Source organism: Nonomuraea sp. NPDC001684 (assembly GCF_053596515.1).
Genome location: NZ_JBSFGJ010000185.1, coordinates 1 through 17,615 on the forward strand (window position 1 = coordinate 1; position 17,615 = coordinate 17,615).

Genomic DNA, 17,615 nt, shown 5'->3' on the forward strand with positions numbered 1-17,615 from the left:
CGCAGCGGCGCTGGCCGGACTGTCATTACTGGCCCTGCTGGCCGGCCTCACCGGCATGGAGCTGTTCGCGCTGCCGTTCGCCGCCACCGCCGGGATCGTGGCCCTGGCGCCCGCCGCGCCGTTCGCCCAGCCACGCAGCATCCTCCTCGGCCACCTGAGCGCCACCGCGCTCGCTCTGGCGCTCACCGCCCTCACCGGCCCCTCGGTGTGGACGGCGGTCGCCGCGGCGGCGCTCTCCACGGCCCCGATGCTGCTGCTGCGGGCCCCTCACCCGCCGGCCGGGGCCACGGCGGCGCTGATCGGGCTCACCGCCCCGGACCCGGTGTACCTGCTCGACCCGGTCCTGGTCGCGAGCGTCGTGGTGATCGCCGCCGGGGTGGCGCTCGGACGGCTGCTGCCGGGCCACAGATACCCCGCCTACTGGCGGTGACCCGTCACTGCCGGTGTCGCACGGCCTCGGCGATCACCAGGGCGACCTCGTTGAGTTCGTGCTCGCCGTCCTCGACGTCCCACAGGGCGTTCTGCAGGATCCGGCCGAGGGTCCAGCCGGCCGCCCTGGCGGGGTCGAGGCCCAGCCCGTCCACCATCAGGTCGAACCGCCGCAGCACGCCCCTGATCGGGTCGCCGGTGGCGACGACGGCGTCCCAGCGGTTGTCCAGGGCGGGCCACAGGTCGAACCCGGGGTCGCCGGCCAGCGGCTTGGGGTCGATGGCCAGCCACGGCTCCCGCTCGGCGGCCAGCACGTTGTCGTAGTGCAGGTCCCAGTGCAGCAGCCGGTCGCCCGGCTCGGCGACGAGCTCGGCGACCGCGTCGGCGCACCAGCGCAGCCAGTACCTGTCCTGCTCGCGGGGCAGCGCGGCCGTCGCGCGGTCGACGTCGGCCAGCATCTGCGCGGCGATGTCGCCCAACCGGCGCAGCCCCGGCGGGGCGAGGAGGGCGGTCAACCGGCCCAGCAGCCCGGTCAGGATCGTCAGCGCCTCGGTGTCGTCCGGGAGGGCCGACAGCGGGCGGCCGGAGTCGAGGCGTTCCAGCAGCAGGGTGCCGGTCTCGGGGTCGTCGTCGAGCAGCAGGACCGAGCCCTTCCCGGCCCACGTGCGCAGGCCGGGCGCCTCGGTGGCGTTCTCGTCGGTGACGGGCTGGAGCTTGAGCGCCGCCCTGGTGCCGTCCTCCCGTACGACGGGCAGCACGAGGGAGACCACGCCGTGCATGGGGCGGCCCTCGTCCAGCCGCAGCCCCCACTCTTCCAGGTAACGCTCGGCCAGCGCGGGCAGGCCGGCCGACCAGGCCCGCCCCCGCTCGCCGTCGATCTTCACATGTGATGCGGTCAACGCCTCGGGAACCATGATCCTCATCGCCCCAGTCTGCCTCCGGCCGGGGCGCCCGCGGCTAGAAGTGCCAGGGGAAGGGCGACCAGTCGGGCGCCCGCTTCTCCAGGAAGGAGTCGCGCCCCTCGGCCGCCTCGTCCGTCATGTACGCCAGCCGCGTGGCCTCGCCCGCGAACACCTGCTGCCCGACGAGCCCGTCGTCGATCATGTTGAAGGCGAACTTCAGCATGCGCTGCGCGGTGGGCGACTTGCCGTTGACCTTGCGCGCCCACTCCAGCGCCGTGGCCTCCAGCTCCGCGTGCGGGACGACGGCGTTGACCATGCCCATGCGGTGGGCGTCGGCCGCGCTGTAGGTGTCGCCCAGGAAGAAGATCTCGCGGGCGAACTTCTGCCCGACCTGCCGCGCCAGGTAGGCCGAGCCGAAGCCGCCGTCGAAGCTGGCCACGTCGGCGTCGGTCTGCTTGAAGCGGGCGTGCTCGGCGCTGGCCAGGGTGAGGTCGGCCACGACGTGGAGGCTGTGCCCGCCGCCCGCGGCCCAGCCGGGCACCACGCAGATCACGATCTTGGGCATGAAGCGGATCAGGCGCTGCACCTCCAGGATGTGCAGGCGCCCGGTGGCGGGGGTGCCGTCGGCGTACTGGTAGCCGTCTTTGCCCCTGATGCGCTGGTCGCCGCCGGAGCAGAAGGCCCACCCGCCGTCCTTGGGCGAGGGGCCGTTGCCCGTGAGCAGCACGCAGCCGACGTCGGTGGCCTGCCTGGCGTGGTCGAGCGCCCGGTAGAGCTCGTCGACCGTCTGGGGCCTGAAGGCGTTGCGCACTTCGGGCCGGTTGAACGCGACCCGCACCGTGCCCTGGTCGAGGGCCCGGTGGTAGGTGATGTCGGTGAAGTCGAAGCCCTCGACGACCTGCCACATCTTCGGATCGAACAGCTCGGAGACCATGGGGGCGAGCCTAACGGATCTGCCCCTCGGCCCACTCGGCCCACTCCTTCTGCACGGCGCCGAGCCGCAGGCCGTACTCCAGGGCGAGCCGGCCGTAGACCGACAGGTTGTCCTGGCCGCTCTCGACGAAGCCCTTGATGGCCTCCATGTGCTCCAGGTGCCTGCCCACCACCTCGGCCTGGCGGCGCAGGTAGGCGCGGGCCTGCTCGGGATCGACCTGGCCGAGGAAGAACACGCGCAGCAGCATGTCGCTGCGCCCGACCCTGACCGGCTCGACCTCGGTGATCCAGCGGCGCAGCTCGGCCCGGCCCTCCTGGGTGATCGCGTACTCCTTGCGGCCGCGGGGGCCCTCGGCCGCGACGCTCACGAGACCGGCGTCGGCCAGCTTGCCGAGCTCGGCGTAGAGCTGGCTCTGCGTGGCCGGCCAGACGTTGGACAATGAGACGTCGAAGGTCTTCAGCAGGTCGTAGCCGCTGGCCGGCCCCTCGGCGAGCAGACCAAGCACGGCGTGTCTCAAGCTCATATTCCTATATTGACATATCTCCACAGGAGGTTCTACATTCGACATGTCTACTTAGGAATGTCAAAGGAGTTGCGCGATGCGCGGTCTGCTCGGTTTCCTCCCCTGGGTCGTCTACGCGGTCATCGCCACCGGCGACGAGTGGCGCTGGGGCGCCATCACCGGCCTCGTGATCGCCCTCGCCCTCGTGGCCATCGACCGGCGGTCCGGCCGGGCCTGGGACGAGATCGTGATCGAGACGAGCGCCGCCGCCTTCTTCGCCCTGCTCACGGTGCTCTCCCTGGCGGCCCCGCACTCGCCGCTCACGCCGTACGGGCCCGCGCTGGTCAACGTCTGGCTGGCCGGCACCGCCTGGGGCTCGCTGGCCATCGGCAAGCCGTTCACGCTGGGCATCGCGCGCACGATGGCGCCGAAGGAGATCTGGGAGACCCAGGCGTTCCGCCGCGTCAACGTGGTGATCACGACGGTGTGGGCGGCGGCGTTCACGCTCGCCGCCGTCTCGCTGACGTTCGTGCTGGCCGCGGCCCCCCACGCCACCACGGTCGTCATCGCGATCAAGGTGCTCTCGTTCGTCGTTCCCGCCGTCTTCACCGCCCGTTACCCGAAGGTGGTCAGGCGCCGCGCCGAGGCCGCCGCTAAGTGACCTCCGCCCGCAGCTCGGCCAGGAGCTCCCCCTGGTCGGCCAGCATGTCGGTGAGGATGCGGCGGGCGGCCCCGAGCAGGTCTGCCAGCTCGGGAGTGGCCAGGGTGTAGACCACCGTGCTGCCTTCGCGGATTGCGCTCACGATCCCGGCCCTGCGCAGGACCGCCAGCTGTTGTGAGAGGCTCGACGCCTCGATGTCGATCTGGGCCAGCAGGTCCCTGACGGGCAGTGGACCTTCCTGGAGTAGCTCCAACACTCTGATGCGAGCGGGGTGGCCGAGCGTCCTGAAGAAGTCGGCCTTGGCCTGGTGGACCTCCACGTGCATATTGCAAGACTAATCGAGCGCAGTTGCATAATTCTTCAAGTCGTAACGTTGTTGGATAGCATGACAGCGGGGACTAGGGAGTAGCCATGGGCCGAGGAAGAGCCAAGGCGAAGCAGACGAAGGTCGCTCGCCAGCTGAAGTACGCCAACCACAACATCGACTACGACCGGCTGCGCGAGGAGCTGGGCGCGGACACGCCGCGCGAGGAGATGTACACGTCTACGGCGTCCGAGCAGGAGTCCGAGCGCGCGCAATGACGCGCGCCGGCTTCGCGGGGGCGTCCGCGACGTTCTCGGGCCGCCTGGCCTCCGGCGCCTGACCGGTCGCCGCGAGTTCCAGGCGGTGTTCCCGTGCCCGCCCGGCGGCGTGCCGCAGGGCGCGGGCCGGGCCGCGGTGGTCCGGCGGGCTAGCCCGTCACCGCTTCGAGCAGGCGGCGCGCGTCGGCGAGCAGGCGGCCGGTGGCGGCCCGCGACACCGGGTCGGCGTTCTGCTGGAATCCGTGCGTGAGGCCGGGCTCCCTGCGGCACGTGACCGGCACGCCCGCCTCGGCCAGCCGGCGGGCGTATGCCTCGCCCTCATCCCTGAGGGCGTCGTGCTCGGCGGTGACCACCAGCGTGGCGGGCATCCCGCTCAGGTCGGGCACGCGCAGCGGGCTCAGCCTCGGGTCGGCGCGCCGCGCCGGATCGGGCGCCCACTGCCGCACGGCCCAGGCGAGGAAGCTCTCGTCGAGGCCGTGACCGGTGCCCTTCTCCCGCACGCTGGGGCAGGAGAGCGTGAGGTCGGTGTTGGGGCAGACCAGGATCTGGGCGGCGGGCAACGGGTCGCCCGCGTCCCGCAGCTCCAGGCAGGCCATCGTGGCCAGGTAGCCGCCCGCGCTGTCCCCGGCCACCGCGACCGGACGGGCCTCGCGCAGCACGTCCACGACGTCCTCGACGGCCGCCGGGTACGGGTGCTCGGGCGCCAGCCGGTAGTCCACGGCCAGCACCTCCACCTCGCACTCGCGGGCCAGCAGGCGGCAGATCCGGTCGTGCGTGTCCAGGTCGCAGAGCACCCACGCGCCGCCGTGCACGTACACCACCAGCGGCCGCCGCTCCCGCGCGGGCCGGTAGTGCCGCAGCGGCAGCCCGCGCGGCCCGGCCAGGTCGGTCACCTGCGGCAGCTCGGGCCCCCGCGCACGCAGGTGCGCCCGCTCGGCGCTGCCCCTGCGCAGCTCATGGACGTCGGGATCGTTCATGGACGACGAGTGTAGGGATCACCGGCGGGCAAAGATCTCGCGGCGCAGGCGCAAAGCCGGGCATGCGGGGAAGGCCGATGGGCAGGTGCCGATCGGCCGACAAGGAGATCCAGACATGCGCGTAGGAATCGTGGGCTCGGGCCGGCTCGGCGCGCCGCTCGGCCGGCTGTTCGCGGCGGCCGGTCACGACGTGCTCTTCAGCGACGCCCGGCCGGCCCTGGCCGAGGAGGCCGCGGCCGCCGCCGAGGGGCAGTCGGGCGTCGGCTCGCCGATCGAGGCGGCGCGCTTCGGCGAGGTCGTCGTCATGGCGGTGTGGTGGGAGGCGTTCCCCACCGTGGTCGAGGAGCTGGGCGCGGCGCTGGGCGGCAAGATCGTCATCGACCCCAGCAACCCGATCACCCGGCTCGACGGCGCCGAGGCGGTGGTGGCCGTGCCGGACGGGCTCACCAGCCCGCAGTACCAGCAGCACGTGCTCGGCCGCGAGGTGCGGCTGGTGCGCACGTTCAACACCAAGTACCCCAACGAGCTGCTGGACCTGGGCACGGCCGGGCAGCGGGGCGGCCCGCGGGCCGACATGCCCTACTGGGGCGACGACGAGGCCGCCAAGAAGGCCGTGGTGCCGCTCATCGAGGACGCCGGCTTCACCGCCATCGACGGGGGCGGGCTGGCCGACGCCCTGTGAGCCGGGCCGAGCCGGGCTGGGCCCGGCCGGCCCTACGTGAGCCGGGACGGGCCTGGAGGAGCCGAGGGGGCCGGAATTAGGCCGCGCAGGTGTCGTGGGTGGCGTCGAAGCCCTTGATCGCCTCGGTGTCGTCGGCGCGCAGCGGCTTGAGCCCCTTCCAGTCGTCGCCGATCACCAGCACCAGGTGGTTCGTCCGGGCGCCGGCGACCAGCTTGGGCGTGGCGGCGAGCAGGTCGTTGGTGAGCGTGGGCACCCGCGTCTCGGCGTTGGGGCCGTAGAGCAGCGTGGTCTTCGCCTGGGGCTTCCTGGCCGTGTCGCCGATCTTGCTGATGTGGTAGCCGCGCTGTTCCAGGAAGGCGGCCACCTGCGTGCCGAGGCCGCCGCGGTAGGTGCCGTTGCGCAGCTCGATCTGGATCTTCGACCGCCCCACCTTGGCCTGGCCGCCCTTGACGCCCTGGACGCTCTGGTCCCTGGCGACGATCTGGAACAGCCGGCCCGCCTGCGGCTGCACCCACTCGACCCGGCCCGGCTGGGTCAGCGAGTAGTGCCAGGGGGTGGTGATGAACCGGATCTGCCCGGCGTTGAGGCCCTGGAGGCTGGTGGCGAGGTCCTTCATGACGCCCACCGACAGGTCGTCGTCGACGGTCACCGACTTGGTTCCGGCGTCGAGGAAGCCGAACAGCTTGGACGGGTCGGTGAGCGTCTCGCCGCTCATCACCTTCTTGAGCATCGAGGCGATGAACATCTGCTGCCGCTGGATGCGCCCGATGTCGGAGCCGTCGCCGAGGCTGTAGCGGGCGCGGACGTAGCCGAGCGCCTGCTCGCCGTTGAGCGTCTGCCGCCCGGCGGGCAGGTGGAGCAGGGCCTTCTTGTCGTTCACCGGGGAGGGCAGGCAGACCTCGACGCCGCCCACGGCGTTGACCATGCTCTTGAAGCCGGTGAAGTCGACCTTCACGAAGTGGTCGATGTGGATGCGGGTGAGCGACTCGATCGTCTTCCAGGTGCAGGCGATGCCCCCGGAGTTGAACGACTCGTTGATCATGCCCAGGTGCGGCTGCTGGCCGGGCAGGCCGCCCGTGGCCCGGCAGGCGGGGAGCTGGACCAGCGAGTCGCGCGGGAAGCTGATCACCATGGCGTTGTCCCGCTTGGACGACACGTGCGCCAGCATGATCGTGTCGGTGCGCTCGCCCGCGATGCGGCGGCCGTACCTGGCGTTCTTGCCGTCGCGCTGGTCGGAGCCCACGATCAGGACGTTCATCGCCGAGGTGGCGACCTTGGGGGGCCGCGTCTCGCCGAGGTCCTCCTTGGTGACCGTGGAGCGCTTGAGGTTGCCGCTGAGTTTCGCGGTGACGCCGACGGCCACGCCGGCGACCAGGAGGACGACGGCGACCGCGATCGCGATCACCCAGCGTAGCCAGCGCCCGTGGCGCCTCTTGGGGGCGCCGGGGTCGCTGGAGGGCGGAGCATCGACAAGCCCGCTGCTCACGTGACTCCAGAGGGACGGGGGCCGAGGGGCCACCGCCCCGGGCCAAGAGCCTCGCCGTACAAGTCTCGGCCGTTGAACGTGCCCGAGTGTACTCAGTCCGGGACGGGTATGCGGAGGGACCGCGTTCCTCGACGGTCAAGCCTCGGGTCAGCGCTCGCGCGGGGTCACCAGGCCGGACTCGTAGGCGAAGACCACGAGCTGGGCGCGGTCGCGGGCGTGCAGCTTGGTCATCGCCCGGCTGACGTGCGTCTTGGCGGTGGTCGGGCTGATCACCATCTGGGCGGCGATCTCGTCGTTGGACATGCCGCGGGCGACCAGGGCGGTCACCTCGCGTTCGCGGTTGGTGAGCACGTCCAGGCCCTGGGGTTCGGGTTCGGGGCGGCGGGCGACGTACTCGCCGATCAGGCGGCGGGTGATGGCGGGGGAGAGCAGGGCGTCGCCGCGGGCGGCCACCCTGACGCCCTGGAGCAGGTCCGCGGGCTCGGTGTCCTTGACCAGGAAGCCGCTCGCGCCGGCGCGCAGGGCGTGGAAGACGTACTCGTCCAGGCCGTAGTTGGTCAGGATCACCACGTGGACCTCGGCCAGGCGTTCGTCGGCGGCGATCCGCCTGGTGGCCTCGATGCCGTCCATGACGGGCATCTGCACGTCCACGAGCGCCACGTCGGGGCGGTGTTCCAGGGCGAGGGCGACCGCCTGCTCCCCGTTGGCGGCCTCGGCGACGACCTCGATGTCGTCCTCGGCCTCCAGCAGGGCGCGGAAGCCGCCGCGGATGAGGGCCTGGTCGTCCACCAGCAGCACGCGGATCACCGGGCCTCCTGCAGCGGCAGCTCGGCGCGCACGGTGAACCCGCCCTCGGGACGCGGCCCGGTCGCCAGCCGCCCGCCGAGCGCCGTGACGCGCTCGCGCATGCCCAGCAGGCCCACGCCGGGGTCGCAGGGGCCGCCGTTCGCGCGGCCGTCGTCGTCCACCTGCACGATCAGCTCCTCCTTGCCGTAGTCGACGCGTACCGAGGCGGTGGCGGGCCCGGCGTGCTTGGAGACGTTGGTCAGCGCCTCCTGGACGATCCGGTAGGCCGCCCGGTCGACCTCGGCCGGCAGGTCGCGGCGGTCGCCGGTGACCATCACCGTGGCCGGGACGCCGGTCGAGCGGGCCCGTTCGACCAGGTGGGTGAGCCGGTCGAGGCCGCTGGCCGCGGGGGCGTCGTCGTCCTCGCGCAGCACCTCCAGCGTGGCGCGCAGCTCGCGCATGGCCTCGCCGCTGGCCTCCTGGATGGCCAGCAGCGCCGCCGGCACCTCCTCGCCGCGCTTGCGCGCGAGGTGCACGGCCACGCCCGCCTGCACCTTGATGACGGAGATGGTGTGGGTGAGCGAGTCGTGCAGCTCCCTGGCGATGCGCAGCCGCTCCTCGCCCGCCCGGCGCAGCGCCGCCTCCTCGCGGGTCCGCTCGGCCTCGGCGGCCCGCTGTTCGACCTGCACGAGGTACGCCTGCCGGTGCCGGGTCACGGTCGCGGTCACCCCGGCCGCCAGGAACCAGCCGAGCAGCAGCGTCGTCTTCTGCACGATCTCCTGCGCGGTCTGCCCGTCGGGGGTGGCCAGGTTGACCGCCAGGGTCCCGCCCAGGAACACCGCGCCGGCCGCCGCCGCGAGCGCCCGGTGACCGGCCCTGACCGTGGCGAACACGGTCACCATCACCGGGAAGGCGGCCGGCGGGCCGGGCTGGGCGTGCGCGGAGTAGACCAGCATGCACAACGTGGTGACCAGCAGCGCCGGGACGGGCGCCCGCCGCCAGGCGACGAGCGCGAGCGACCCGGCGAGCACGGCGGCGTAGTCCGCGGGCCCCGCGTCCGGCGTGGCCACCACGGTCGCCGTCAGCAGCACGGCCACGACAGCCGCGAGCGCCGCGTCCATGACGGCGGGGTGCCATCGCAAGCTCATGCCAAGCACAGTAGAGCCTGATGTGTCGATAATCGTCCTCACGTGGGCGGAATGGGGGACTACTCCCGCCGTCGTACGCCGTCCGCCTCTGCGCCCCGCGCCGTAGCCGCGGAAGTCATCCAGGGCAGGACGACTTCGGCCCGTCCCGCGGCCCACCATGGCGGCCATGAACACGACGCAGACGGCCGCAGGCCAGTTCCGCTACGTCACGCCCGTCCGGCCGCAGGACGCCACGGGCCGGGTGGCCCAGGTCTACGCCCGCCTCGCCGACGACTTCGGCATGGCCCGCATGGCGGTCTTCCTGACCCTGTCGCCCGCTCCCGCCGTGCTGGCCGGGACCTGGGCGCTGCTGCGGGAGTCGCTGCTGGCCGGGCCGGGGTCCAGGACCGGCAGGGAGGTGGTGGCGCTGGGGGTGTCGCTGGCCAACCGGTGCCCGTTCTGCGTGGCCGCGCACACGACGCTGCTGCACGCCACCGGCGACCACAGGCTGGCCGAGACCGTCGCGGCCGGGGGCGCGCCCGCGGATCCCGGGCACGCCGCGCTGCTGCGGTGGGCCAAGGACCGGCGGGTGCCCGCGCCCTTCCCCGAGGACGAGGCGCCCGCGTACGTCGGCACCGCGCTGACCTTCCACTTCGTCAACCGGATCGCCTCGTCCCTGCTCACCGAGAACCTGCTGCCGGGCAACCTGCAGAAGTCGCGCCTGGTGCGCAGCGTGGGCGGCCGGGCCATGTCCCGGACGGTGCGCAGGGAGCTGCCGCCCGGCGCGGGCCTGGACGTGCTGGACGGCCTGCCCTCCTCGCCCGAGCCCGCCTGGGCGGCCGGCACGCCGGTCGGCACCGCGTACGCCACGCTCATGGCCGTCGCGGCGACGGGCGGGGAGCTGCTCGGCGAGGCGGCGCGGACGGCCGTCACCGAGGCGGTCGCGGCCTGGGACGGCGAGCACCCGCCGATGGGCGGCGACTGGCTGTCGGGCCCGCTGACCGGCGTGCCCGGCGAGGAACGGCCGGGGGCCAGGCTCGCGCTGCTCGCCGCCCTCGCGCCCTACCGGGTCACCGACGCGGACGTCGCCGCCTGGCGCGGCGCCGCGACGACGGACGAGGACCTGGTGCGGCTCGTCGCCTTCGGCGCCGCCACGGCGACGCGGCACGCGGAGGGCGTCCTCACCGGGACCCGCGTGGGCGCGGGCGGGCAGTCAGGCCGGTAGGCAGGCGGGCGGGCGGCCCGAGGCGGGCCAGACGTATTCCAGGTCGTCGGGCTCGTCGCCGAAGAGCGGGCGGTAGTGATCGGGGTCCTTGCGCAGGAGGGCGGAGCGGTGGCTGAGGTGGAAGGCGTCGTCGCCGAGCCAGGGCGGCAGCTCGCCGGCCGCCGCCAGCTCGTGCTGGGTGCGGATGACGGGGGTGCCGCAGGCGCGGCCCAGCTCGACGGACATCGTGGCCGCGCAGGTGTCGGCCCGGCCGGTCGAGCACCAGCGCTCGCACACGTCGAGCCCGTAGCGGACCAGGGCCTCCTCGTAGCCGGCCCACATCTTGACGGCGGGGTGGTGGCGCCAGCCGTAGCCGGGGACGATCAGGGCGCGCAGCACCTGCAGAGCCTCCACCCGCTGCTTGCCCAGCCGCAGCGCGTCCAGGACTCCGGCACTGGCCGCGAAATCCGGATACGGAAGAAATGTCTGCATTCGATGCCCCCGCTGACCTGGTCTTTCCCGCCTGCCGCCCCGCGAGATCGTATATGGACCGCACGCCTCGCGGCGCGCACAATCGGCCCATGGGCTATGTCGGCGCGCGGACGCCTCGCAGGGAAGACGCCAGACTGCTGACCGGAAAGGGGAGATACGTCGGCAACGTACGCCTGCCCGGCATGGCGTACGCGGTGGTGGTGCGCAGCCCCGTCGCGCACGGACGGCTCCTCGGCTGCGACGCCAAGGCGGCCTGGACGGTCGAGGGGGTGCTCGACGTCATCACCCCCGCCGACGCCGCGGAGCTGCTGCTGCCCTGCGTCACCCTCGCCCCCGGCCAGCGGCTGACCGCCTACCGGGTGCTCGACGACACGATCAGGTACGCCGGCCAGCCGCTCGCCGTCGTCGTGGCCGGCACCCCCGCCGCCGCCCGCGACGCCGCGGACCTGCTGGACCTGGAGCTCGACCAGTCGCCCGCGACCGTCGGCGCGGAACGCGCACTCGACGAGGACGCGCCGCTGCTCTACCCCGAGTGGGGCACGAACCTGGTCACCGACTTCCTGCTCGGCGACGCCGACTGCGCGGAGTTCGTCGAGTCCGCCGAGCACGTCGTCGAGATGACGTTCAGGATGGGCCGGATCTCGCCGCATCCCGTCGAGCCGCGCGGCGTGGTGGCCTCCTACGCCGACGACGAGCTGACCGTGCACATCTCCTCCCAGGCCCCGCACCACGTGCGCGAGCACCTGGCCGACGCGTTCGGGCTCACCCACGACCGGGTACGCGTGATCAGCCGGGACGTCGGCGGCGGGTTCGGCGGCAAGGAGCACGTCTACCCCGACGAGGCGCTCGTCTGCCTGGCCGCGATGCGGACGGGCCGCCCGGTGAGCTGGACCGAGTCGCCCGGCGACCGGCTGGCGGCGACCCTGCCCGCGCGGGCCGCCGTCCACCGGGCCAGGCTGGCGCTCGACGGCCAGGGCCGGTTCGTCGCCCTGGACGCCGACATCCTCGGCGACCTCGGCGCCCATCCCTCGAACGTGGGCATCTCACCCTTCGCGGTCTCGGCCACCCTGCTGCCGGGGCCGTACCGGTTCGAGCGGGTCGGCGTACGGGTGCGCGGAGTGGTCACCAACACCACCCCGACCGGCTCCTACCGCGGCTTCGGGCAGCCCGAGTGCACCTGGACCAGGGAGCGCCTGATCGACGAGGCGGCCCGGCGGCTCGGCCTGGACCCGGTCGAGCTGCGGCTGCGCAACATGCTGACGCCGGACGAGCTGCCGTGCACGAGCCGGGTCTACCAGCAGTACGACTCCGGCGACTATCCCCGGGCCCTGCGCACCCTGCGCGACCTGGTCACCCCGGTCACCGGCGTGGACGACGGCCGCCTTCGCGGCGTCGGCTACTCCTGCCACGTCGAGACCACCGGCCTGGGCCCGTCGATGGAGATGAAGGCGTCGGGCATCCAGGCGGGCGGCTACGAGACGGCGGTGCTGCGCATGGAGCCGGACGCGTCGGTGGTGGTGTCGTCCGGGGTGGTCTCGATCGGGCAGGGCATCGAGACCGCGCTGGCCCAGGTCGCGGCCGACCGGATGGGGGTGCCGATCGAGCGGGTGCGGGTGGTGCTGGGGGACACGGCGGCGACGCCGTACTCGTCGATCGGGTCGATCGCCAGCCGGTCGCTGGCGGTCGGCGGCGGGGCGCTCGTCCAGGCCGCCGCCCGGCTGCGGGACAAGCTGCTGGCCATCGCCGCCCACCGGCTGGAGGCGGCGCCCGGCGACCTGGAGATCGCCGAGGAGTGCGTGCGCGTCAAGGGCGACCCGCGGGCGTCGGTGTCGCTGCGGGAGCTGGCCACGTCCGCCTGGCGGGCCTGGGACCTGCCGGAAGGCGTCACGCCGGGGCTGGAGGAGCGGGTCAGCTACGACCCGGCCGCCTACACCTTCGCCTACGGCGCGCACGCCGCCGCCGTCGCGGTGGACCCCGAGACCGGCGCGGTCGAGGTGGAGCGCTACTGGGTGGTCAACGACGCCGGGACGCTGGTCAACCCGTCCGTGGTCGAGGGCCAGATCCGCGGCGGGGTCGCGCAGAGCATCGGCATGGCGCTGACCGAGGAGATCGTCCACACCGAGGACGGGCAGCCGCTCGCCGAGTACCTGCTGCCGACCACCCGCGAGGTGCCCGACATCGAGGTCGTGCTGCTGGAGACGCCCTCGCCGCTCACCCCGGGCGGCATGAAGGGGGCGGGCGAGGCGGGCACGATCGGCCCGCCCGCCGCCATCGGCAACGCGGTCGCCGCCGCCATGCCCGAGCTGGCCGGACGCCTCACCGACGTGCCCCTCACCCCTCAGGCCGTGTGGAGGTGTCGGCACCTCTGACCTGGGCACGAGGAGCCTGAAGGTTCGGATCGGGGGACGAATCATGGAATATCGTGCACTCTTGGCGTCCATCGGCCGCATGACGGGCCTGGGCGCCGGCCCGGCCAGAGCGGCGGCGGAGGCCACGCTGACCACGCTCGCCCGCACACTCGACGACGACGACCGGCGCGAGCTCATCGACGCCCTGCCGCCCGAGCTGACCAACGACTTCCCCATGGACCATCCGCGCAACGACGGCACCGAGGAGGGCTTCGTCCGGCAGGCGGCGCTGCTCGGCCGTCGTCCGCCCGAGCAGGCCAGGATCAGGGCCCAGGCCGTGCTGGCCGCCGTCGCCGAGCAGGACCCCGAGCTGATCGCCCGGTTGCACATCCCCGAGCAGGTACGCCCCCTGTTCGACCCGCCGGACAGCGGCGGCGGCATCACCGGCCCCAAGGGGCACGCCGCCCCGCTCACCGCCGACGAGATCGCCGCGGCCCTCGCCACCCTGCCGCTGTGGACCGGCGACCGCTCGGCGCTGCGCCGCGAGATCTCCCTGCCGCGGGAGAACCTGCGTGCCGTCCGCCGCGCGCTCGACCGGCTCAAGGCCACCTACGGCCGGCAGCCCCAGCTCCACGACACCGCCGACGGCCTGGCCATCGTGGTCAGGACCGTCTCCGTGGGCGCGGTGACGGCCCTCGACGTGCAGCTGGCCAGGCGAATCGACGACCTCATCGAGGAGGTGGGCGCCGGCATCGGCCGCCCGTAGCCGCGGGCCCGGCCGGTCCTGGGGCGCGGGCCTGGCTAGCCGCGCGGCCGGTCGGGCGTCTCGCCGGTCAGGTCCTCCAGGTGCTTGCCCGACTGCGACAGGGCCTGTTCCAGCGCTGCCTGCCCGGCGGTCTTGCGCTCCGCCGGGATCCTCCCCGCCACGCCCGGACGTCCGGCCGGGCGCTCACCCGGGCGCTCGGCCGGACGCCTGGCCGCGTCGAGGAGCGGCGTGGTGTCGGTCTCGGGGGTGTTCTCGTCAGGACTGCTCATGGCCCTGTCCGTACCCGCTGACCTGGGAAGACATGTCGGACCGCGAAGAAAGTCAGGATTTCTCGGAAAACGTTCGACCCGAACGGCTCCTGCGTGCGTACAGGTTTGGACAGCCGCATGTCCGACAAATCGGAGGCAGGTCTCGTGTTGACTGAAACGAGCATTCGTCGCCGCCCTTCCCAGGATGGAGAGGCCATGTCCAGGCTGCGGTCGGCCCGGCGGAGCCGGATGCAGTACGTATGGCTGTTGCGCCCGGACGCCCGGACCGTCGGCCACGCCCGGTCGATCGTCCGCGAGGAGCTGTCCGGGCTCGACCTGCACGACGACGTCGTGGACGACGCCGTCCTCATGGTGAGCGAGCTGGTCACCAACGCGTTCATGTACGGCGAGGGCCCCTACGAGCTGCTCCTGCACGTGGACGCAAAGGAGGTCATGTGCGTCGTCGTGGACGCCGGCCCGCCCCTGCCCGCCCCCTCGGTCCCCGACCCGTCCGCCGAGCACGGACGGGGGCTGCGCATCGTCGCCCGGCTCTCCGACGGCTTCTACGGCTGCCATCCCCAGCGTTACCTGACCCACCCCGACCTGGTCGGCAAGGCCACCTGGTTCGCGCTGCCACGCCGCGGCGGGCCCGGCAACGTCGTGCCGATCAGGGCGGGCACGTAGAGGGTTTCCAGTCTCCTGCAAGTCGGCCCGACCATACTGTGATCGATTTGGACGAAGCCGATGAGTGGGACAACGTGGAATTCCGAGTTCTGGGGCCGCTGGAGGTCCGCGACGCCGACGGGGGCGCGGTCGGTCTCGGCGGCCCCCGTCCGCGAGCCGTGCTGGCCCGGCTGCTGGTCGCGCAGGGGGCCGTGGTCCCCGCCGAGACGCTGATCGACGACCTGTACGGCGACGCCGCCCCGCCCAGCGCCCTGCCCACCCTGCACTCCTACGTCTCCAACCTGCGCCGCGCGATCGAGCCGGACCGGGGGCCGCGCGCCCGGCCCAGGACGCTGATCGCCCGCCCGCCCGGCTACCTGCTGGCCGCCGCCGACGTGGACGCGCTCCGCTTCGCCGAGCTGGTGAACCGGGCCGAGTTCCGGTCGGCCGAGGAGGCGCTGGCCTGCCTGGAGGAGGCGCTCGGGCTGTGGCGCGGCTCGCCGTACGAGGAGTTCCAGGACGAGCCGTGGGCGATCGTCGAGGTGAGCCGCCTGCGCGAGCTGCGCCTGGTCGCGGTCGAGCGGCGGGCCCGCGCGCTGCTCGACCTGGGCCGTCCGCAGGCGCTGATCACCGAGCTGGAGGCCGAGACCGTCGCCAATCCGCTGCGCGAGCGCCTGTGGTGCCTGCTCGCGCTGTCCCTGTACCGCACCGGCCGCCAGGCCGAGGCGCTGGCCGTGCTGCGCACGGCGGCCAGGCGGCTGTCCGAGGAGCTCGGCCTCGATCCCGGGCCCGAGCTGCGGTCGCTGGAGTCGGACATCCTGCGCCAGGCCGGCTCGCTCGCGCCGGTGGACGACACCCCGGCGCTGGTGGCCGCGCCACGCCCCCTGGACGTCCCGCACGGGCGGGAGGCCGAGCTGGCCGAGCTGGTGGCGGTGGCCGAGCGGGCCGCGCCCGCCGGGCTCGCGGTCGCCGAGGTCAGCGGTGAGCCGGGGATCGGGAAGACGCGGCTGCTGGAGGCGTTCGGCGAGCACTGCGCGCGGCTCGGCCGGCTCGTGCTCCGCGGACGCTGCCACGACGCCGAGGGCACGCCCGCGCTGTGGCCGTGGACGCAGGTCTTCCAGGCGCTGGAGCCGCACTGCCCGCCGCCGGACCGCGAGCCCCTGTCCGGCCTCCTCGACGCCCGCCCCGAAGCGCCCCCGGACGCCGGTGGCCCGGCCGAGGCGTTGTTGTCGCGCCGGAACCAGGCCGTCGCCCGATGGCTGGTCACGGCCTCGCGCGCCCAGCCGCTCGTCATCGTCCTGGACGATCTCCAATGGGCCGACCCGGCCTCGCTCGACCTGCTCAGGCACCTCGTCATGCTGCTGCGCGGCGGCGCGGTCACGCTGGTCGCGGCCTTCCGCACCGGGACCGGCGACGTGCTCGGGCGGCTGGTCCGCTACGACCTGTCGCGGCTGCGCCTGACCGGCGTCGGCCCCGAGGCGGTCCGGGCCATCGCGGCCGACCTCGGCATCGAGCTGGACGACGAGTTGTGCGCCAGGATGGCCGACCGCACCGGCGGCAACCCGTTCTTCCTGCGCGAGAGCATCAGGCTGCTTGCTCAGAACCCGGATGTGGACGAGGTGCCCGAGGCGGTGACCGAGCTGGTCCGCCTGCGGCTGGACGCGCTCGCCGGGGTCACGGACGTGCTGGCGGTCGCGGCGCTGGCCGGACGGGAGTTCGACCCGGCCGTGGTGGCCCGGGTCGCGGGGGAGGAGGCGTACGGGCCGCTCGACCGGGCCGTGCGCGGGGGCCTGCTGGCGGCGCGGGCCGGCGGGCGGCTGGCGTTCGTGCACGACCTGGTGCGCGAGGCGCTCGTCAGGGACCTGCCGCCGCTGCGCAGGGCGGCGCTGCACCGGGACCTGGCCGCCGCGCTGTCCGCCCGTCCGGCGACCGACGTCGAGTTGATCGCCCACCACGCCGTGCAGGCCGGGCCGGTGGCGTACGGGGAGGCGGTGCGGTGGGCGCGGGCCGCGGCCGAGCAGGCCGAGCTGCGCCTGGGCTACGCCGAGTCCGCGTCCTGGCTGGGGCACGCGGTGACCGCGCACGACGCGTGCGGCGGCGACCCGGCCGAGCACGTGGAGCTGCTGCTGCGGCAGGTGCGTGCGCTGCTCGCGGCGGGCGAGCCGGCCGCCGCCCGCCGGGTCAGGGACCGGGCCGTGCGGGCGGCCGACCGCATCACGGACGGGGGAACGGCGCTCCGGGTCCGGGCGCTGACCTCGTTCGACACGCCGACGATCTGGACGCTGCGGGACCCGTACGGCGCGGCCGACCCGCTGCTCGTCCGCCGCTTCGAGGACGCGCTGCGCGAGCTGCCGGAACGGGACGGCCCCGAGCGCGCGATGCTGCTGGCCGGGCTGGCCCAGGAGCTCTACGACGCCTCCGGCGACCCGCGGGCCGAGGGGCTGTCCGCGCAGGCCGTGGCCATGGCCCGGCGGCTGGGCGACCGGCGGCTGCTGATGCGCGCGCTCAATGCCAGGCACCTGTCGCTGCCGCGCCCGCTGCACGTGCACGAGCTGGCGGACCTCGCCGCCGAGCTGCACGAACTGGCGGACGGCGAGCCGGCCTACCAGCTGCTGGCGAACATGATGGACACCCACAACCGGCTGGAGCTGTTCGACGTCACCGGCGCCGACCTGGCCGCGGCCCGCTGCGACGACCTGCTCGACCGGCTCCCGCTGCCCTGGCCGCGCTTCCAGCACACGCTGTGGCGGGCGGGCCGGCTGGTGCTCGGCGGTTACTTCGACCAGGCGGACGACCTGTACGCCGACGCCGCCGACCAGGCGTCCG

At 73.8% G+C, this 17,615-nt stretch carries 19 protein-coding genes; 9 read left to right on the top strand and 10 right to left on the bottom strand.

The window, feature by feature from the left end; genetic code table 11:
- The coding region (locus ACWCSD_RS28085; RefSeq protein WP_449919198.1) for an HPP family protein at positions 1-430 on the top strand (430 nt) is incomplete at its 5' end.
- A gap of 4 nt (positions 431-434) precedes the next feature.
- Here the strand turns inward: ACWCSD_RS28085 and ACWCSD_RS28090 are convergent.
- Genes ACWCSD_RS28090 through ACWCSD_RS28100 form a run of 3 tightly spaced genes read right to left on the bottom strand, consistent with a single transcriptional unit; the run spans position 435 to position 2,788 of the window.
- Positions 435-1,352, bottom strand: coding sequence for an aminoglycoside phosphotransferase family protein (locus ACWCSD_RS28090; RefSeq protein WP_449919201.1), 918 nt, complete (start codon positions 1,350-1,352; stop codon positions 435-437).
- Between the two features lie 34 nt (positions 1,353-1,386).
- Positions 1,387-2,265, bottom strand: coding sequence for a 1,4-dihydroxy-2-naphthoyl-CoA synthase (locus ACWCSD_RS28095; RefSeq protein WP_352366206.1), 879 nt, complete (start codon positions 2,263-2,265; stop codon positions 1,387-1,389).
- A gap of 10 nt (positions 2,266-2,275) precedes the next feature.
- Positions 2,276-2,788 (bottom strand): PadR family transcriptional regulator, encoded by a 513-nt coding sequence (locus ACWCSD_RS28100; RefSeq protein WP_397155297.1) that lies wholly within the window; start codon positions 2,786-2,788, stop codon positions 2,276-2,278.
- Positions 2,789-2,864: 76 nt separating this feature from the next.
- Between ACWCSD_RS28100 and ACWCSD_RS28105 the strand changes: the two genes are divergently transcribed.
- Positions 2,865-3,428: a hypothetical protein gene (locus ACWCSD_RS28105; protein ID WP_352318327.1), complete on the top strand. Its 564-nt coding sequence runs from the start codon at positions 2,865-2,867 to the stop codon at positions 3,426-3,428.
- Here the strand turns inward: ACWCSD_RS28105 and ACWCSD_RS28110 are convergent.
- Entirely contained in the window at positions 3,421-3,753 is a 333-nt protein-coding gene (locus tag ACWCSD_RS28110) for an ArsR/SmtB family transcription factor (protein ID WP_090938046.1), read from the bottom strand. The two genes, ACWCSD_RS28105 and ACWCSD_RS28110, sit on opposite strands and share 8 nt — an antisense overlap.
- An 86-nt stretch (positions 3,754-3,839) precedes the next feature.
- On the opposite strand from ACWCSD_RS28110, the gene ACWCSD_RS28115 reads away from it, so the two are divergent.
- Positions 3,840-4,010 carry a DUF3073 domain-containing protein gene (locus ACWCSD_RS28115; RefSeq protein WP_358291422.1) on the top strand — a complete coding sequence of 57 codons (171 nt, stop codon included), beginning with the start codon at positions 3,840-3,842 and terminating at the stop codon, positions 4,008-4,010.
- Between the two features lie 149 nt (positions 4,011-4,159).
- Here ACWCSD_RS28115 and ACWCSD_RS28120 read toward each other — a convergent pair whose 3' ends face one another.
- A complete protein-coding gene (locus ACWCSD_RS28120) occupies positions 4,160-4,987 on the bottom strand; it encodes an alpha/beta hydrolase (protein WP_449919206.1) in 828 nt (275 codons plus the stop codon).
- Positions 4,988-5,102: 115 nt separating this feature from the next.
- Here ACWCSD_RS28120 and ACWCSD_RS28125 point away from each other — a divergent pair, with 115 nt between their 5' ends.
- Positions 5,103-5,669, top strand: a complete 567-nt coding sequence (locus ACWCSD_RS28125) for an NADPH-dependent F420 reductase (RefSeq protein ID WP_397155302.1) — start codon at positions 5,103-5,105, stop codon at positions 5,667-5,669.
- Between the two features lie 76 nt (positions 5,670-5,745).
- On the opposite strand, the gene ACWCSD_RS28130 is transcribed toward ACWCSD_RS28125, so the two are convergent.
- The 3 genes from ACWCSD_RS28130 to ACWCSD_RS28140 form a co-directional block, all read right to left on the bottom strand.
- Positions 5,746-7,155: an LCP family protein gene (locus tag ACWCSD_RS28130; RefSeq protein ID WP_387671653.1), complete on the bottom strand. Its 1,410-nt coding sequence runs from the start codon at positions 7,153-7,155 to the stop codon at positions 5,746-5,748.
- Positions 7,156-7,302: 147 nt separating this feature from the next.
- On the bottom strand, positions 7,303-7,962 hold the full coding sequence (locus ACWCSD_RS28135; RefSeq protein ID WP_397155305.1) for a response regulator: 660 nt from the start codon (positions 7,960-7,962) through the stop codon (positions 7,303-7,305).
- The gene (locus ACWCSD_RS28140) at positions 7,959-9,089 is read right to left on the bottom strand and encodes a sensor histidine kinase (RefSeq protein ID WP_397155307.1); all 1,131 of its coding nucleotides are present in this window, start codon (positions 9,087-9,089) and stop codon (positions 7,959-7,961) included. The genes ACWCSD_RS28135 and ACWCSD_RS28140 overlap by 4 nt, the downstream gene beginning before the upstream one ends.
- Positions 9,090-9,255: 166 nt before the next feature.
- Here ACWCSD_RS28140 and ACWCSD_RS28145 point away from each other — a divergent pair, with 166 nt between their 5' ends.
- Positions 9,256-10,293: a carboxymuconolactone decarboxylase family protein gene (locus tag ACWCSD_RS28145; RefSeq protein WP_449919211.1), complete on the top strand. Its 1,038-nt coding sequence runs from the start codon at positions 9,256-9,258 to the stop codon at positions 10,291-10,293.
- Here ACWCSD_RS28145 and ACWCSD_RS28150 read toward each other — a convergent pair.
- Entirely contained in the window at positions 10,282-10,764 is a 483-nt protein-coding gene (locus ACWCSD_RS28150; RefSeq protein WP_387671646.1) for an MSMEG_6728 family protein, read from the bottom strand. The genes ACWCSD_RS28145 and ACWCSD_RS28150 overlap by 12 nt on opposite strands.
- Before the next feature lie 89 nt (positions 10,765-10,853).
- Here ACWCSD_RS28150 and ACWCSD_RS28155 point away from each other — a divergent pair, with 89 nt between their 5' ends.
- Both ACWCSD_RS28155 and ACWCSD_RS28160 read left to right on the top strand, forming a co-directional pair.
- A complete protein-coding gene (locus tag ACWCSD_RS28155) occupies positions 10,854-13,133 on the top strand; it encodes a xanthine dehydrogenase family protein molybdopterin-binding subunit (protein ID WP_397155312.1) in 2,280 nt (759 codons plus the stop codon).
- Between the two features lie 61 nt (positions 13,134-13,194).
- Entirely contained in the window at positions 13,195-13,878 is a 684-nt protein-coding gene (locus tag ACWCSD_RS28160; RefSeq protein WP_449919214.1) for a DUF2267 domain-containing protein, read from the top strand.
- 35 nt (positions 13,879-13,913) lie between these two features.
- On the opposite strand, the gene ACWCSD_RS28165 is transcribed toward ACWCSD_RS28160, so the two are convergent.
- Positions 13,914-14,147, bottom strand: a complete 234-nt coding sequence (locus ACWCSD_RS28165) for a hypothetical protein (protein ID WP_449919217.1) — start codon at positions 14,145-14,147, stop codon at positions 13,914-13,916.
- Positions 14,148-14,342: 195 nt separating this feature from the next.
- On the opposite strand from ACWCSD_RS28165, the gene ACWCSD_RS28170 reads away from it, so the two are divergent.
- Complete coding sequence (locus ACWCSD_RS28170) at positions 14,343-14,810, top strand: ATP-binding protein (protein ID WP_449919220.1); 468 nt, start codon at positions 14,343-14,345, stop codon at positions 14,808-14,810.
- Positions 14,811-14,857: 47 nt separating this feature from the next.
- On the top strand, positions 14,858-17,615 hold a 2,758-nt coding region (locus ACWCSD_RS28175), incomplete at its 3' end, for a BTAD domain-containing putative transcriptional regulator (protein WP_449919223.1).

Bases quoted from the DNA above. Each gene is read 5' to 3' on its own strand.
- ACWCSD_RS28090 (WP_449919201.1), bottom strand. From the start codon at position 1,352: ATGAGGATCATGGTTCCCGAGGCGTTGACCGCATCACATGTGAAGATC.
- ACWCSD_RS28095 (WP_352366206.1), bottom strand. From the start codon at position 2,265: ATGGTCTCCGAGCTGTTCGATCCGAAGATGTGGCAGGTCGTCGAGGGC.
- ACWCSD_RS28100 (WP_397155297.1), bottom strand. From the start codon at position 2,788: ATGAGCTTGAGACACGCCGTGCTTGGTCTGCTCGCCGAGGGGCCGGCC.
- ACWCSD_RS28105 (WP_352318327.1), top strand. From the start codon at position 2,865: ATGCGCGGTCTGCTCGGTTTCCTCCCCTGGGTCGTCTACGCGGTCATC.
- ACWCSD_RS28110 (WP_090938046.1), bottom strand. From the start codon at position 3,753: ATGCACGTGGAGGTCCACCAGGCCAAGGCCGACTTCTTCAGGACGCTC.
- ACWCSD_RS28115 (WP_358291422.1), top strand. From the start codon at position 3,840: ATGGGCCGAGGAAGAGCCAAGGCGAAGCAGACGAAGGTCGCTCGCCAG.
- ACWCSD_RS28120 (WP_449919206.1), bottom strand. From the start codon at position 4,987: ATGAACGATCCCGACGTCCATGAGCTGCGCAGGGGCAGCGCCGAGCGG.
- ACWCSD_RS28125 (WP_397155302.1), top strand. From the start codon at position 5,103: ATGCGCGTAGGAATCGTGGGCTCGGGCCGGCTCGGCGCGCCGCTCGGC.
- ACWCSD_RS28140 (WP_397155307.1), bottom strand. From the start codon at position 9,089: ATGAGCTTGCGATGGCACCCCGCCGTCATGGACGCGGCGCTCGCGGCT.
- ACWCSD_RS28145 (WP_449919211.1), top strand. From the start codon at position 9,256: ATGAACACGACGCAGACGGCCGCAGGCCAGTTCCGCTACGTCACGCCC.
- ACWCSD_RS28150 (WP_387671646.1), bottom strand. From the start codon at position 10,764: ATGCAGACATTTCTTCCGTATCCGGATTTCGCGGCCAGTGCCGGAGTC.
- ACWCSD_RS28155 (WP_397155312.1), top strand. From the start codon at position 10,854: ATGGGCTATGTCGGCGCGCGGACGCCTCGCAGGGAAGACGCCAGACTG.
- ACWCSD_RS28165 (WP_449919217.1), bottom strand. From the start codon at position 14,147: ATGAGCAGTCCTGACGAGAACACCCCCGAGACCGACACCACGCCGCTC.
- ACWCSD_RS28170 (WP_449919220.1), top strand. From the start codon at position 14,343: ATGTCCAGGCTGCGGTCGGCCCGGCGGAGCCGGATGCAGTACGTATGG.